Source organism: Anaerovorax odorimutans (assembly GCF_024459955.1).
GTDB lineage: Bacteria > Bacillota > Clostridia > Peptostreptococcales > Anaerovoracaceae > Hominibacterium > Hominibacterium odorimutans_A.
Window position 1 is genome coordinate 1 of sequence record NZ_JANFXK010000026.1, and the last position, 15,529, is coordinate 15,529.

15 protein-coding genes are annotated in these 15,529 nt (G+C 49.8%); 4 read left to right on the top strand and 11 right to left on the bottom strand.

What is annotated here, in order from left to right:
• Positions 1 to 385: 385 nt before the first annotated feature.
• From NE619_RS16325 to NE619_RS16335, 3 genes are all read right to left on the bottom strand, one after another.
• Positions 386 to 1,789: an MFS transporter gene (locus NE619_RS16325; protein ID WP_256133537.1), complete on the bottom strand. Its 1,404-nt coding sequence runs from the start codon at positions 1,787 to 1,789 to the stop codon at positions 386 to 388.
• Between the two features lie 155 nt (positions 1,790 to 1,944).
• Complete coding sequence (locus NE619_RS16330; protein WP_256133538.1) at positions 1,945 to 3,390, bottom strand: basic amino acid/polyamine antiporter; 1,446 nt, start codon at positions 3,388 to 3,390, stop codon at positions 1,945 to 1,947.
• A 49-nt stretch (positions 3,391 to 3,439) separates the two neighbouring features.
• On the bottom strand, positions 3,440 to 4,210 hold the full coding sequence (locus tag NE619_RS16335; RefSeq protein ID WP_256133539.1) for a dimethylarginine dimethylaminohydrolase family protein: 771 nt from the start codon (positions 4,208 to 4,210) through the stop codon (positions 3,440 to 3,442).
• A 135-nt stretch (positions 4,211 to 4,345) separates the two neighbouring features.
• Between NE619_RS16335 and NE619_RS16340 the strand changes: the two genes are divergently transcribed.
• A complete protein-coding gene (locus NE619_RS16340) occupies positions 4,346 to 4,996 on the top strand; it encodes a GntR family transcriptional regulator (RefSeq protein ID WP_256133540.1) in 651 nt (216 codons plus the stop codon).
• Between the two features lie 306 nt (positions 4,997 to 5,302).
• Here the strand turns inward: NE619_RS16340 and NE619_RS16345 are convergent, their stop codons facing one another.
• A complete protein-coding gene (locus NE619_RS16345; RefSeq protein WP_256133541.1) occupies positions 5,303 to 6,442 on the bottom strand; it encodes an MFS transporter in 1,140 nt (379 codons plus the stop codon).
• An 80-nt stretch (positions 6,443 to 6,522) separates the two neighbouring features.
• Here NE619_RS16345 and NE619_RS16350 point away from each other — a divergent pair, with 80 nt between their 5' ends.
• Positions 6,523 to 7,212: a Crp/Fnr family transcriptional regulator gene (locus NE619_RS16350; RefSeq protein ID WP_256133542.1), complete on the top strand. Its 690-nt coding sequence runs from the start codon at positions 6,523 to 6,525 to the stop codon at positions 7,210 to 7,212.
• A gap of 52 nt (positions 7,213 to 7,264) precedes the next feature.
• On the opposite strand, the gene hypE is transcribed toward NE619_RS16350, so the two are convergent.
• The 7 genes from hypE to hypA are packed head-to-tail and all read right to left on the bottom strand — an operon-like array spanning position 7,265 to position 13,291.
• A complete protein-coding gene (gene hypE, locus NE619_RS16355) occupies positions 7,265 to 8,245 on the bottom strand; it encodes a hydrogenase expression/formation protein HypE (protein WP_256133543.1) in 981 nt (326 codons plus the stop codon).
• 20 nt (positions 8,246 to 8,265) lie between these two features.
• Positions 8,266 to 9,300, bottom strand: a complete 1,035-nt coding sequence (gene hypD / locus NE619_RS16360; protein WP_256133544.1) for a hydrogenase formation protein HypD — start codon at positions 9,298 to 9,300, stop codon at positions 8,266 to 8,268.
• Entirely contained in the window at positions 9,300 to 9,515 is a 216-nt protein-coding gene (locus NE619_RS16365; protein ID WP_256133545.1) for a HypC/HybG/HupF family hydrogenase formation chaperone, read from the bottom strand. The genes hypD and NE619_RS16365 overlap by 1 nt, the downstream gene beginning before the upstream one ends.
• A gap of 2 nt (positions 9,516 to 9,517) precedes the next feature.
• A complete protein-coding gene (locus tag NE619_RS16370; protein WP_256133546.1) occupies positions 9,518 to 10,000 on the bottom strand; it encodes a YbaK/EbsC family protein in 483 nt (160 codons plus the stop codon).
• Entirely contained in the window at positions 9,990 to 12,221 is a 2,232-nt protein-coding gene (gene hypF / locus NE619_RS16375; RefSeq protein WP_256133547.1) for a carbamoyltransferase HypF, read from the bottom strand. The genes NE619_RS16370 and hypF overlap by 11 nt, the downstream gene beginning before the upstream one ends.
• The gene (hypB, locus tag NE619_RS16380; RefSeq protein ID WP_330640820.1) at positions 12,160 to 12,924 is read right to left on the bottom strand and encodes a hydrogenase nickel incorporation protein HypB; all 765 of its coding nucleotides are present in this window, start codon (positions 12,922 to 12,924) and stop codon (positions 12,160 to 12,162) included. Before hypB ends, hypF begins: the two co-directional genes overlap by 62 nt.
• 25 nt (positions 12,925 to 12,949) lie before the next feature.
• Positions 12,950 to 13,291 carry a hydrogenase maturation nickel metallochaperone HypA gene (gene hypA, locus NE619_RS16385; protein ID WP_256133548.1) on the bottom strand — a complete coding sequence of 114 codons (342 nt, stop codon included), beginning with the start codon at positions 13,289 to 13,291 and terminating at the stop codon, positions 12,950 to 12,952.
• A 340-nt stretch (positions 13,292 to 13,631) separates the two neighbouring features.
• Here hypA and NE619_RS16390 point away from each other — a divergent pair, with 340 nt between their 5' ends.
• Together NE619_RS16390 and NE619_RS16395 are read left to right on the top strand one after the other, a co-directional pair.
• Positions 13,632 to 15,140 carry a sodium-dependent transporter gene (locus NE619_RS16390; protein WP_256133549.1) on the top strand — a complete coding sequence of 503 codons (1,509 nt, stop codon included), beginning with the start codon at positions 13,632 to 13,634 and terminating at the stop codon, positions 15,138 to 15,140.
• Between the two features lies 1 nt (position 15,141).
• Positions 15,142 to 15,276: a methionine/alanine import family NSS transporter small subunit gene (locus tag NE619_RS16395; protein ID WP_256133550.1), complete on the top strand. Its 135-nt coding sequence runs from the start codon at positions 15,142 to 15,144 to the stop codon at positions 15,274 to 15,276.
• The last annotated feature ends 253 nt before the right edge of the window (positions 15,277 to 15,529 follow it).

A 15,529-nucleotide genomic window follows, 5' to 3' on the forward strand; every position in this document is an offset into this window, starting at 1 on the left:
AGCATCTCTGCTTTTCTTTGACTAAATTTCTACACTATGAAGTTTTCAAGGTTCTCGCCGCTCGTTTCCGGCGGCCGCTCCGTTTTACGGAGCTTTTCTAGTTTATCTCATTTTTACCAGTTTGTCAAGAACTTTTTTCATTTCTTTTTCGACGTCCCCGGTCCTTTTCGAAGCGTTTCGGCTTCGTGAGACAACTTTTATATACTACCATGTTTGAGCGATTTTGTCAACGTCTTTTTTTCCGTCTTTTTCTCGATTCGTCTTCGTTGCCGCCCCGCTCTCACCTGACAGCTTGTCTATATTACCAAACTTCTCCTCCTCTGTCAACCGCTTTCTTTTATCTTTTTTGGACTTTTTTTCAACCGCAGGTGTTATGGGGAAAATACTACTTTCGAATAATCTTTTCCAGTCCCTCGGTGTTATACGGGAGGCCGCGCCTTTTTTGGTACAGGGCGTCTTCCAGCAGCTCGAATCTTCCTTTATTAAGAGGATATATAAATTGGAAGATGGCAGCGATCAGCAGCGCGGCTGCCGGGATCAGCATAAAGGCATTCTCAATTGTAGTCACTGCACGGGCGGACTGAACAGCCAGCGCACCGTCGTAGCCGCCCCATTCAAGCATGCTCCCCAGTACTTTGCTCGAAATGGACATACTCAGGGAAAAAGCAATCCCATAAACGGAGATAACACTGCCTTCCACCCTTTTTCCCATTACGAATTCACCGACCTCACTGATATCGTAAAGCACTGCGTTGAAAAGCTGCCAGAAGGCGGCGTATGCAATGGAAAACACGCAGGCGTAAGCAATCAATCCCAAATAGCTGCTAACGTCCAGACAGCGGAAGACGATTGCTCCGATGCCCGATACCAGCAGAGCCAAGGCCAAAGCGTTCTTCTTCTCAATCTTAATAGAGGCCCATCCCAGCAGCGGCGTGCACACTGCGTTCACAATCATGGAAATCAGAAAAATAGTAGAAGTGACCTGATCCCCCAGCCCCAGCTTATAACGGGCAAAGAATACAATATTTGAACTGTAAAACGTATTGGCCACTACGAAGGCGAAGATTACCAAAATCAAATAGATAAAGGGCTTGAGCCGCAGAATACGGATGTAATCCCGAAGAAGCTGCAAAAGCCCTGCCTTTTCCCTGGCATCGCTCTCATCCGCGGGCCGTTCCAAACCTCGAGTGCTGTTCCATGTAATAAGAATGGAGCCGCAGGCTATGACGGCAATGAGAAGCGCAACGGAAAACCAGGCGCTTTTGTCACTCATACCGAAACCTTCCAGCAGCTTCACCATTGCCAGGGGCAGCACCATACCCAGCACATTGCCCATGATGCCGAATACCCTGGCGCAGGTTCTCAGAACGCTTCGCTCATTATATCCCGGCGCGATCTCAGCGCCCAACGCGGAATATGGCGTATAATAGGCCCCGAAGCCAATCCAGAACAGAAAACCGGCAGCGATATAAACCGCCACCTTTAAGGTACCGCTCCATGCCAAATCCGTAAAAAGCACGATCAGGCCAAGCCCCAGAGGAAGTACGGCAAAGATCAAAAAAGGACGGCGCCTGCCGTACTTAGAATTCCAGTTATCGGAGACGTACCCCAGCGACATCTCCGCGATACCGTTGAGAATAATCGTAACAGCCGATATCATGCCCGCCGTTTCCGCCGAAAGCCCTGCCACTGTAGTGAAAAAGACAATCGAATATACCGTCACAAAGCTGTAGGGCGCCGCATCCGCAATGGTAGCCACGCCATAGCCCCAATATTTTTTTCTTTTCATACTTTTTCAGATAACTCCTTTTCTCTTGCTGCACCTATTATACGCAGAAAGGCCGGAGCTTGTAAATATGAAAAATAAGATACCACCAAGCGGCGGCATTTCCGGGCAAAAAAAGAGACAGACCTTTTTCGTCTGCCTCTGCTCATCATTAAGTTTTAGAAAAGCTGGATCGTACCATTGGTCATCAGAATGATTGCCGCCACAAAGGCTGCGATGACAACGACTACTGCCACTGCATCGGTTGCTTTCGGAAGTACCTTGGTGCCCTTCTGCTTCTGTGTGTACAGATAGAGCAGAATTCCCGGTCCAAACAGTACCGCGGACGCCAATACGGACTGCCATCCGCTGGCATACAGCATCCAGGCACCGTAAACAGCACCGATCACCGCAAAGATCCAAACCGCGACTTTCGTCCTGCCTTCGGTAATACCAGTCAGCGTTTCTCCCTTTACCGTTATTTTGAGACAATACAGTCCCGACAGGAAATAAGGGAACATAATCATACTGGTTGACAGTGCGTAGCATACCTGATAAGTAGAATCATTGAAGTAAATGATAATCAGGAATATCTGGATAACAACCGTTGACAACAGCAGTGATGTTATCGGTGCCCCGCGTCTGTTAACTTTAGCGAAAAATTTCGGGAAACATCCTTTTGATGCCGGGGCGTAAGCGCTGTCTACGCAGAGAATCGTATAGGTAAACAAAGCTCCTGCGATGGAAACGATTACCGCAACGTTAACCAGGGTAGCTCCCCAGCCGCCCACAACAGCCTCCAGTACGCCTGCAACGGACGGAGTCTTGAGCTGTGCCAGCTCTTCAGTCGGCATAACGCCCATACTTAAAATGGAAATCATCATGTACAGCGCCAGCATGCACAGGAAACAAATGATTGTAGCCCGACCCGCGACTTTCGTATTTTTGGCTCTTTCAGAAATAACGACCGACCCCTCAATACCGATAAAGATCCATACGGTAATGAACGTAGTTCCTTTTACCTGTTCCAGCAGGTTCATGCCCGAGCCTTCTCCGGTAAAGTTGCTGAGGAAGATGCTCAGATCAAAGGATCTGGCAAAGACAATCGCTACCAGCAGCACCAGAATCGGAAGCAGCTTTGCGATTACAACGATTACATTGATGGTTACCGCCTGATTGATGCCTCTCGATACGAGAAGCGCCAGCAGCCAGACGACGATCGAAGCAGTGACAATCGAAGCCACATTGTTGCCTTCTCCAAACACCGGGAAAAAGCTTCCCAGTGAGCTGAAGAGCATGGTGATAAAGGATATCTGAGCCAAAATGGCACTGATCCAATATCCCCAGGCTGAACAGAATCCGATAAACTCCCCGAATCCCTCTTTTGCGTAGGTGTACAGTCCACTGGTCAATTCCGGCTTTGCGATGCCCAGTCTGAAGAAACACATACATAAGGAAAGCATTCCTATTCCCGCGATTCCCCAGCCGATCAATGAAGCCAGCGGATACGCGCCCGCGGCCGCAAAGTCGCCCGGAATGGCAAATGCACCGCTGGCCAGAATAAGGCCGATGCCGAACATCGTCAGCCGTAGGGTGCCGAGCCCTTTTTCATTTGAATTTCCCATAAATTCACGTCCTTTTCAAAATTAACAAGGTATATAATTGCTTGTTATCCTAGAATCGGAGTGACAGACAGCTGAGACCTCCATCGAGCTTTCTGTATTCAGAAGTATCCACCAGTAAAACATCATAGCCAGCATCTTTTACAGCCTTTTCCACTGCCGGATAACCTTCCGGAACGATGACGGTTCCGTTTACCCAGATGCAGTTCGCAGCGTAAGCTTCCTCTTCCGGAATAACAATTTTATTATATTTTGCGAATTCAGGCTTGTCAATAAATTCTCCGGAAACTAACATGTTATTATTCTCAATATAGTTTACGCCAGTCTTCAGATGGAGTACTTTTTCAAGAGGCACTTCTGAACCGCTCAGTCCATGCTTCTCCAGGATAGCAATGAACTGCTTGATGCCTTCCTCGTTGGTTCTCGCAGAACGTCCGACATAGAAGTGGTCTCCTACCATCATTACGTCTCCGCCTTCCAGCGTTCCCGGATCTTTGATGTATTCGATCTTGTCTTCCGGGAAAAACTTCTTTACCGCTCCGATGATCTCGTTCTTTTCACCGTTTCTGGAAGCCGCGCCAGGATTTGTGATGATCGCGCAGTTTCTTGTGATTACGGCAGGGTCTTCTACGAAGCAGGAGTCCGGATATCTTTCATCCGCTTCCAGTACAGTCACTTCTACACCACACTTTTTCAGTGCTTCAATATAATTATCATGCTGTTTTAAAGCCAGTTCATAGTCCGGTTTTCCCAGCTCCGGCGCGGAAGTGATACCTTCTACCATGGCTTTGCACGGTCTTCTTACAATTACGTTTTTAAACATTCTTCATTACCTCCATCTGTTTTCAGAATTTTACGTTGAATATATAATATATTATATTTTATATTCTGTCAATATTGCAATCCCTTTTTTCAAATGATATTATAGTAGTAATTATTTGCATGAAGGAGAAAATCTATGTACAAATTCCTCTCTTTAAAAGACCACGTGTATCAGTACATTGCTGAACAGATCTCCAGGGGATCGCTGGTTCCCGGAAAAAAAATTAACGAAAACGAGATATGCCAGCAGCTGAGCATCAGTCGTACTCCGGTCCGCGAGGCACTGATCCAGCTTTCCAGCGAGGGCGTTTTGGAAAACGTTCCGCGCAAAGGCTTTATCATTAAAGAGATGAAAGCCGGTGAGGCACGTCAGCTCTACGAAGTAATCGGTGTCCTCGACGGCCTGGCCGCACAGCTGGCCTGCTGCCACATGACGGAAAAACATCTGAAAGACATGGCCTTTTACATAGACAGTATGGAACTGGCCATTGATTCGGAAAACTATGAAATGTATTACAAGCAGCAGGAGATTTTCCATGATATCTATCTGGAGGAATGCGGGAATGAAGTTCTCATAGGCGTTCTCTCTCAGCTGAAAAACAAATTCGTATCCAAAACCTATGATTTGTCCACAGACAAGAAGGGGAAAGAAATCCTTCATACGACCAATGCTGAACACCGGGTCATTCTTCGCCTGTTTGAAGAACAGGACACCGCAGGGCTTTGTGAATATCTGCAGAAAACCCACTGGAACCCTGAGCTGGCCTGTACGGAGGTCACCAGCTAGTTTGAGGAAGCGAGTCACGTTTCTGCCACAGGAAAGCGGCTCCGGTAACTTTTTCCGATTTTTTCAAAAAGTTACGCACTTTTCAACGATTTGGCGGCCTCTAAAACAACTGCCAGCACAAATTTTCAATTTCTACGATTTCGAACACCCGCAAACCCACAACTTTGCGTAACTTTGCACTGATTTTTGTGAAAAGTTACCACGTCCCGCCAATTCGGCCAAGAGGAAACGTTTATCCGCTCCGACCCCATTTCAAGGCAAAAAACGCCAGACCATTTTCCGATCGGAAAGCTCGAAAGGTACAAGTTATATAGTCTTCCCCTTAGCGGCCAATACGCCATAGGCAAGCAGCGGTACCGCGGCCATTGCCAGGAACATATAATCGCTGCCAAGATGAGTATAGAGGAATCCGGCCAGAATCGGTCCACCGGCAAGGCCCATATCAAGCCCTATGTAATAGGTACTGTTGGCAATTCCCTGATGGGCGATACTGACCTTGCGTATGCCGTTGGCCTGAGAGACAGAAACCAGGACCCCATATCCCAAAGCCATCAGCAATGCGGCAGCGGCCATCATAAGAAAACCGTTCATAAAATTCACCACAGCCAGAGATGCAGCGGCAGCCGGCGTACACAGCAGCACAAAACGGCAATAGCTCCACCTGTCAAAAAACCGGCTGAACACAATTCGAAATACGATCAGGAACACCGCATATAAAGGGAAATAAAGTCCCACATTCAAATCAAGTCCCCTGTCCCCCGCAAAAGTGGCGATAAAAGCCGACAGCGCGCTATAGGGAAGCGTAACCAGCATTACCACCAGCGCGGTGGGCAGCACTTCTTTGGCAAAGAACCGATTTTCGGACCGTTCGCGGATGGGAGAATCTTTTTGTTCGTCATTGCCACCTTTCAGCAGGATAATCAAAAATGCGACCAGAGCGAAGAGGCCGGAAACGGCAAAAGCGGCCCGGTACCCCCATTCATCCGACAGCCATAAAGCGACCGTAGGCGCAAAGGCCATACTGAGGGCCTGAACCATTCCGTATATCCCCATTCCCGAGCCGATGCGTTCCGGCGGCAGACTGGCGCCCACCGAGGTGGAAAGCGTAATCGAGCTTACTGCGAATCCAACACCGTTGAGAAGCCGGAAAAGAATCAGACAGATCGGAGCCGGGGAAAAGCAATAGCCCGCATTGCTTAATATCATCATTCCCAGACCCAGCATGGCGAGCCGACGGCGGTCATACCGATCAACCGCGCTTCCCGCCAGCGGGCGGCAGCACAGCGAACAAACATTGAGAATTCCTCCCGCCACTCCCATTATGACACCACTGCCTCCCAGTTCACCGGTAAATCCTGCAATAATCGGGTTTCCCATGGACAGGCTCAGCATATAAAAAAATGTTGCCATCAGCAACAGCACAAAAGACTTATTAAAAAGTTTCATATTTCCTCCTTGGCTTTGGACAGCTGTTGTGCCCGAAACGTTTCTATTATATAATAAGCACAGGAAAGGAGGTGTTGCAATTGCGACACACCGAAAAAGAATCCTCTGTATTCGCAGGGATTTCTTCCGAAGAAAAACTCAGAATTATGGAATGCCTGGACGGAAAGGAAAAAGAGTATCCCTGCGGCTCCGTTATCCGCCGCCAGGTGACGAAGGACCGCATCGCTTTCGTTTCCCGGGGTTCCATTGAGATCAGCGAACTGCGTTTGGATGGAATTCGAAATCTTTTGGGAATTATTGAAAAAGATATGCTGATTCTTCCCGACTTTTCATGGGTCAAGGCGAATACTGCCCAGGAAATATCCGTTCGCAGTACGGACGAGGGATGCTCGCTGATATTTTTCGACCTCAATAAAGCGACAGGCTGGTGCGAGAAATGCTGCCGGGCCCACAAGCGGTTTGCCCGCAATCTGCTGACCTGCCTTGCCAATCGCAACAACTACCTTACGGAGCGTATCGAGCTGCTGAGCCAGAGAAAGACACGGGACAAGCTGATCGCTTATTTAGGCATGGAGTCCAGAAAGCAGCACACGAAGGATCTGGTCCTGCCCCTGACCATGAAGGCCCTGGCTGATTATCTGTGCGTAGACAGGACCGCTATGCTCAGAGAGATGAAAAAACTGCGAGAGGAAGGATTGATCGAAGGCATGAGCGGGCACATACGGCTCAAAGGCAAGCCATTCTCCAATCTCTGCGCTCCCAAAAAATAAAAGTGGCTGCGTCCTGATCCGCAGGCTGCAGCCACTGTTCAATATGTTTTTTCTAACAGATCCGCGGCAGACCTTCGCCGTACAGCACGTCCAGCACCCTGCTTCCGCCCAGCCTGGTAGTGATAAAGGTTCCGTTTCCTTCTTTGACCTGGCCGATGACAGCGGCATCTTTTCCATGCTCCGTATCCCGCATCAGCCGCAGCGCTTCCTCCGCCTGATCCGAGGGTACAATTGCGATCATCTTGCCTTCATTTCCCATATACAGGGGGTCCAGCCCCAGAATATCGGCAAATCCCCGGACCTCTTCATCTACAGGTATGGCCTCTTCCTCCAGCTCAATCCTGCATCCGCTGGTGTCGGCGATCTCATTGAGAATGGTTCCCAATCCGCCCCGGGTCACATCCCGCATTGTCTTAACATCGATGTTTCCATCGAAAAGGGCATCCGTAATATCCTTCAGGCACCCGCAGTCGCTTTTAATATCGTTTTCGATCTCCATCCTGGCGCTGAGGATACAGGCGTGGTGATCGCCCAGATTTCCTGACAGCAGAATTTTATCGCCCGGTTTACAGCCCCCGGCGCTGACATCTCTGCCCTCGGGGATTATACCGATACCGGATGTATTGATATACAGACCTCCGCTGCCTTCTACGACCTTCGTATCACCTGCCACGATAGTTACCCCTGCAGCCTTTGCCTGGGCTGCCATGGAGGCTACGATCTGGTCCAGCGTATCGACTTCCAAGCCTTCTTCCAAAATAAAGCCGCAGGTCAGATATTTGGGCTCCGCCCCCATCATCAGAAGATCGTTGACCGTGCCGCAGACGCACAGCTTGCCGATGTCGCCGCCTTTGAAAATAACCGGCGTCACCACAAAGGAATCGGTACTGTAAGCAACTTTTCCGTTTATGTCCAAAACCGCCGCGTCTTCCATCTTATCCAAAACGCTGTTTTTAAAATGCTTTCCGAAAACGCTCTCCATCAGCTCTGCCGATGTCTTTCCGCCGCTTCCGTGAGCCATTGTAATTTTCATCTTATCCTCCAAAATAATTTCTATTTATTTCGATACCAGATTCCGCAGGCGCCTTCTGCCGAAACCATGCATGGACCGAAGGGTTTCATCGGACTGCACTGAGTCTTGAACATCGGGCACTGGTCAGGGTTGATCTTACCAACGATCACATCACCGCACCGGCAGCCTTCCGGCAGTTCCATGTCCTTTACCAAGCCTCTGCTTCCTCCGTCATAAAAATCATCTTTCAGATAGAGACCTGAATCAGGAATAATGCCCAGCCCCCGCCACATAGCGGGCCCCGGCTTAAAATAAGTTTCCAGCACCGCAAGGGCTTTTGCGTTTCCTTCATCGCGGACCGCATTGGTATAGAGATTTTTGACTTTTGCTTCTTTCTTTTCCAGTTGTCTTACGATATCGTAGATTACAGCCAGAATATGCTCAGCCTCAAAGCCTGCCACCACAAAAGGTTTTCCGTATTTTTCAGCCAGCTGCTCATAGGGCTTGCTGCCGATAATTACACTGACGTGCCCCGGACAGATGAATCCGTCGATATCCTTCTGGTTTTCACAGATCCAGGTGAGGGCCGGAATCACTGTTTTCAGCGCCGTGACCAAACGAATGTTTTTAACGCCCTTTTCCAGAGCCTGCTGCATCATCAGCGCATAGGCGGGCGCCGTAGTCTCAAAGCCAACGGCGGCTATCACATAAGTGGTGCCCGGGTCAGCCTGAGCTTTCTCCACTGCTTCAAAGGGCGAATACATCAGTTCCACCTTTGCGCCTTTCCCTTTCATGTCGGAAAGACTTCCCTCCGTGCCCGGCACCTTCATCATATCGCCGAAGGTAAGCAGCACGTGATTCTCTTTCTGCGCGTACTCGATGCACTTGTCTATATAGGCGGTGGGAGTCACGCATACCGGACATCCCGGGCCTGAAATCAACTTGATCCTGGGAGAAATCAGGCTGCGTATGCCATTTTTAAAAATACTGGCCGTGTGGGTTCCGCAGACCTCCATCAGTTTGATCTCCGGACCGTCATAGGCCTTTAGATAATCGATTACCTCTTTAATTTCCACTACGATAATTCCTCCAGATCCGCAAAGAGATCAATCAGTTCCTCTGCTTTGTCCTGCTCCATCACTTCAATGGCGCAGCCCGCGTGGACCAGCACATACTGGCCCGGCCGGGGATCAACCAGTCCCACGTTAACATTGACCGTATTTCCCCGGAAATCCACCTGGGCGGTGGTTCCGTCTGTGGCAACTACTTTGCCTGGTATTGCAATGCACATTTTTATTCTTCCTCCGGTATTTTGCAGACGTCGATCCACTCCAGGGCTTTGGAATAGGCGAACAGCTCGTCACAGGTCAATTCAATGGCGCTGTTGGCGCTGCCGCAGGCCGGAAAGACCGACTCAAAGCGCTGCATGGAAACATCCGCATAAATTTTAACATCTTTATTGTCGATCGCAAAGGCGCAGACTCCGCCTATGGCATGACCGGTGAAATCGACCACCTGGTCCGCGGAAAGCATCTTTGCTTTGAAACCAAATTGTTTTTTGAATTTGCTGTTATTGACTTTCGTATCGCCTGCTGTCTGAATCAGAATGCATCCGCCTTCCGGGTCCAGAAAGGAAAGAGTCTTGCAGATCCTTGCCGGGATAACGCCCGCCGCTTTTGCCGCCAGCTCCACGGTGGCGCTGGAAACCTCGAACTCTTTGATCCGGTCTTCGATACCGATTTCTTTAAAGTACGCTCTCACTTTATCAATTGCCATGGTCCGCCTCCTTTTTTCTGAGGGCAATGTACGCCTGCCCTAATGCGATACCCCCGTCATTGGGACTGACGGAAACATTATAATAAGGAATGAAATCGTTCCGGCGCAAAAGGGCCAGACTTTCTTCCATTAAAATCTTGTTCTGAAATACGCCGCCGGTCAGCGCCACCTGCCGCGCTCCGCTTTCTTCCCGAATCCTGATGCAGGTGTCCAGTATCACGCGGGCGATTCTTTTATGAAATTCCAGAGCCAGCGCATTGGCTGCGGAAGCCTCTGGATTGGCCGCAGCGTCCTCAAGAAGAATGGCACACTGGCCTTCGTAATCATTTCGATCCTTAATACCCAGCAGCGCCGATACACCGTCGAAGAGACGGCCCATGCTGGAGCTTTCGATGGTATTGATTCCGGCTGCGATGGCTTTTCTGGCCAGCTCTTCTCCAGGCCAGCTGCGCTCCTTCGCAAATTCGATAATATCGGAGAGGTCTATGGCTATGCCCTCGCCCTGCTCCCGGTATCCGTTTTCCCATGCGTACAGATAGCTGACCGCAGACTTCCATCCCTCTTTCATGGAGGAATCGCCTCCCAGCATCTTCACATAGCGCAAATGATCCGCCCTCCGGAATTCTCCGCCCTCGCAGAGAAGAAATTCGCCGCCCCAGATGGCTCCGTCGGTACCGTATCCGGTTCCGTCAAAGCTGACGCCGATGACTTTACCCGCAAGGTCGTGCTCCGCCATGACCGACGCCACGTGAGCGTGATGATGCTGAACCTGCAGCACCGGCAGTCCCAGCTTCTGCGCATAGGCGCTGGTATAGTAAAGGGGATGCAGATCGCATACCACCAGTTCCGGTTTGATGCGGAAAAGGTCGGCCATCCGCTCCACATTTTCTTCATAGATTTTTTGATTTTCCACACTGTCCATATCGCCGAAATACTGACTCATATAGACAAAGGGGCCCTTGCTCAGAGCAAAGGAATTTTTCAGCTGTCCTCCGGTGGCCAGAATCTGACCGCCGTATTCCGTTTTTACATAAAGCGGCACCGGCGCATAGCCTTTGGATCTGCGGATCATCTGCGGCTGACCGTCAATGGCCCGCACCACAGAGTCGTCCACCCGAACCTGTATCCGCCGCTTGTTGGATATTACGCCCTTAATAAGCGGCTCCCGCTCCATCATGGCCCGCATTTCTTCGTCATCCTTGATGATGGGCATTTCCGAAAGGTTGGCGCTGGTGACGATCAAGGGACTGATCTCATCCAGCAGCAGATGCTGGGCACCCATGCTGGGCAGAAACGAACCGATGAAACGGCTCCTCTGTATCTCTTTGGAATCCGAGGGTTTGTGCTCCAGAAGCAGAATCGGTTTGGCGGAAGAAGCCAGCAGCTTCTCCTCCATCGGGGAAACATAGCAGAACTCCCGGATCTGCTCCATATCCCGAAACATCACGGCAAAGGGTTTTTGTTCCCTTTTTTTGATTTCCCGCAGTTTGCGCACCGCCTGATCGTTCAGAGGATCGCAGATCAGGTTATAGCCTCCCATGCTTTTGAAGGCGATCACCTCGCCCGCGGCCAGAAGCTGCGCCCCCTCTTCAACGGACATACTGAGAACCGGTCCGCAGCTGTGGCAGGAGATCGTCTGGGCATGATATCTGCGGTCATGCAGGTCCGTGTACTCTTCCTCGCAGAAATCACACATGGGAAAATCGATCATTGTGGTGTTGTCCCGGTCATAGGGAATCCGGTCAATGATTGTATATCTGGGCCCGCAGACCATACAGCTGATAAACGGATGTCTGTATCTGGGATTGTCCGGGTCCCGCATCTCCGAAAGACAGTGGGGACAGATGGACAGATCCGCCGGTATCATGGCCGCTTCATCGTCGCCGCTGTCGCTGTCTAATATGGTAAAACGGTCGAATTCCCGGAAGGGTTCAGGCGTCCGTTTTATATGGACGATCTCCGCCGGTACCGGCTTGTCCCTTTCAATGGCTTTTACAAAAGCATCGATCCGTTCCCTGGTATCCGTCACCTCGATTTCCACCAGGCCGCCGATGTTCAGCACCTCACCTTTCATACCCATACGATGAGCCACTTTGGCTACAAAAGGGCGAAAACCCACCCCCTGGACAATGCCCCACAGCTTGATCCGTTCGGTCAGTCTATTTGTGTTCATGGGTGTGCCCGTGGTCGTGTGAATGTCCATGGTCATGTGCGTGTTCATGGCTGTGATGCTCATGATGATGTTCGTGGGAATGCTCTTTCACTTCCAGCCGGCCGGCGCGCTCCATGAGCCACTGTGCCACTTCTTCAAATCCTTCTCCCGTTTTTCCCGAAACCTTGAATACCGGCACGTCTTTATTGAGGGCTCTGACCCCTTTCATAAAAAACTCCTCATCAAAGTCCAGATATGGAATCAGGTCCACCTTGTTGAGAATAATGATGTCCGCTTTTTCAAAAGCCAGCGGGTATTTATACGGCTTGTCGCTTCCTTCCGTCACTGTGGAGATCAGCATCATCACATGCTCACCGATGGTAAACTCGGCAGGACAGACCAGATTGCCGATATTTTCAATGAAGAGGATTCCCTTTTCGTCGAATTCCATGTGGTCCACCATATGATCGATCATGGGAGCGTCCAGATGGCAGGCTCCGTATGTATTGATCTGATGGGTATCGATCCCCATACCCTTCAGGTCCTGCGTGTCCAGGTCCGATTCGATGTCCCCTTCGATCACATAGGGCTTGTACCCGTTCAGGTGTTTGAAGATATTTTTCAGCGTAGTTGTCTTGCCGACTCCCGGCGCGCCCATTTCGTTGACGATGAGCACCCCGTGAGCGCTCAGATGCTCTTTGACATGCTGGGCGATATGGTCATTCTCATCCAGAATGCCTTCCATTACATCTATCTTTCTAACGTCATGCATAAACTTCCTCCTGTTTTCTCCTTTATTATTCTACTTCGATGCTTTCTATATAAAACTCTTTGCCGATGTCCGTCGGTCCGCCGTCTGCTCCGCATTTGGGGCACGCGAAAGACATCAGCTTTTTTTCAAACAATTCTCCGCACTGGGAGCATTTGAGCTTTGGCTTGACATGGCGGATTTCCACATCCGCCCCCTCGCACAGGGTACCTTCGCCGATCAGGTCAAAATACATGTGGACTGAGTCGCCCACGTAACCGGAATAGTCTCCTATGACCAGCTTTACTTTCGTGACTTTCTTCGCTCCTGCTTCCCGGCAGTGTTTTTCCGCGATCTTTATGATCTGCTCTGTAATTGGATATTCGTGCATTCCCGTATCCTTTCCCGTTAAAATCCTTACTTATCTATTATAGTAGTTTTATGTCCGATATACAAATCTTATTTTTGGGAAGGTGTGATTGACAAACAGCCCTCCATTTCTCTGACCGGACGCGCCGTTTTGTTTTGTTATTATTTTACATTATGTGCATATACAACAATTCTCCCTCTTCTTTTTTCCCCTTTTTTGTGATGTAAAACAATTATGTTTTTTCACAATTTTTTCCGCATTTTTTTGTTGTATACTCATAGTGAAATCGTTGACTTTGCAACATCCCTTTGATATAGTTAGGATGTTGATTTTATTTATTTACTTAAGGAGGAATTGAGCTTTGAAAGATCGAGACCAATGGAATTCGAAAGTGGGCTTTTTGCTGGCCGCTATCGGTTCGGCCGTAGGCCTGGGCAACATTTGGAGGTTTCCGTATGTTGCCGCAACCAACGGAGGCGGGGCCTTCCTGCTGCCGTATTTTTTCGCAATCATTACCGCAGGTATACCAATCCTTATTTTGGAATATACGATGGGTAAAACGTATCGGGGCGGCGCTCCCGTCACCTGGGCAAGGATGAACCGGCGTTTTGAATGGCTTGGATGGTTCCAGGTTATGATCGCCTTTGTCATCGCCGTTTACTATTTCGGTATCGTTGTCTGGGTAGTAAGCTACATAGGCTTTTCCTTTACGCAGGCCTGGGGCGCGGATCCAGCCGCGTTCTTCGTGGAATACCTGGGGCTGACCGACAGCGCACTGCATCTGGGGGGAATCCAGACTCATTTGATCATTCCGTTCATTATTATCTGGGCGCTGGCCGCCTTCATTATGTACAAGGGCATCAGCAAAGGAATCGAACGGGCATGCAAAATCTGTCTGCCGATCCTTTTTGTCCTGATCCTCGTCCTGGTTATCCGCGGCGTTACGCTGCCGGGTGCTGTGGAAGGATTGGAATACATGTTTAAACCCAACTGGGAGGCATTGAAGGACCCCGGCGTATGGGTAGCGGCTTACGGACAGATCTTCTACAGCCTGTCCATCGCTTTTGCGATCATGCTGGCCTATTCCAGCTATCTGCCAAAACAAACCGACGTTGTCAACAGCGCCTTCATCACAGCTACTGCTAACCACGGCTTTGAGATCTTCGCCGGAATCGGCGTTTTCAGCATCATGGGCTACATGGCTATGCAGCAGGGCGTTTCCGTGGATGAGGTGGCAAGCTCCGGTATCGGGCTGGCCTTCATGACCTTCCCGACCGCTATCAGCGCGCTGCCTGCGCTCAACGCGCTCTTTGGAATCTGCTTCTTCGGCGCTTTATTTACAGCAGGCGTCACCTCGCTGATCTCCATTTTCCAGGCAGTTGTATCCGGCTTCCATGACAAGTTCAATATGAGCCATACGAAAGCCGTTACGGTTGTAATGGTTCCGGCGTTCATCCTCAGCTTCCTGTTCATCACAGGCGCAGGAATGAACATCCTGGATATCGTGGATGCCTTTATCAACAATATCGGCATCGCCAGCGCCGGCGTCATCGAGGTTGTTCTGGTTACCAGATTCTTTAACACCGAAAAGCTGCGTCAGGAAGCCAACGAGTTTTCCAATTTCAGCATCGGTAGATGGTGGGTGTACTCGCTGAGAATTGTCACAACTGTTGTTCTGGGCATTATGCTGTTCCTTAACACAAAGGATTACCTTTATAACGGCTACGGCGAATACTCCGGTTCGGATGTGGGTGTTTTCGGTTGGGGAACGATTCTCTTTGTAATCGTCTTCGCTGATGCGCTGACCACTATGAAGGGCAAGGACGGCTACCGCGATCTGGACAAAATTTCCTACAAGGAGGTAAACTAATATGAGTACTGGTGCGATTATTATGATGCTCATTGGTTGTATTGGCCTTTGGGGAGGATGTGCTTTTTCGATTGCGTATGCCTTTCGGCACAGTAAGAAAAAGCAGAAGAACGAACAGAATGAAGCTGGCAAATAAATAGGTTTCTTATTTATCAGAGGGAGCACCTGGTTTACGGTGCTCCTTTTTTCATGGTGCTGCAGGGAATGCTCTCCGGGGAATGTGGCGCAGCCTATTGGGGAGTTTCATGGAACGTGCCTTTTGAGGTTTCGCCCCGGAGATGATTAGAATCCATCTTTGTTACATACGGCTCCCGCTTCGGGCCGCTGTACCGCTGCAAGAGAGCCGTTCAAGATGATTCCGCTCTGCAGTCTTCCGCTTTAAAACAAAG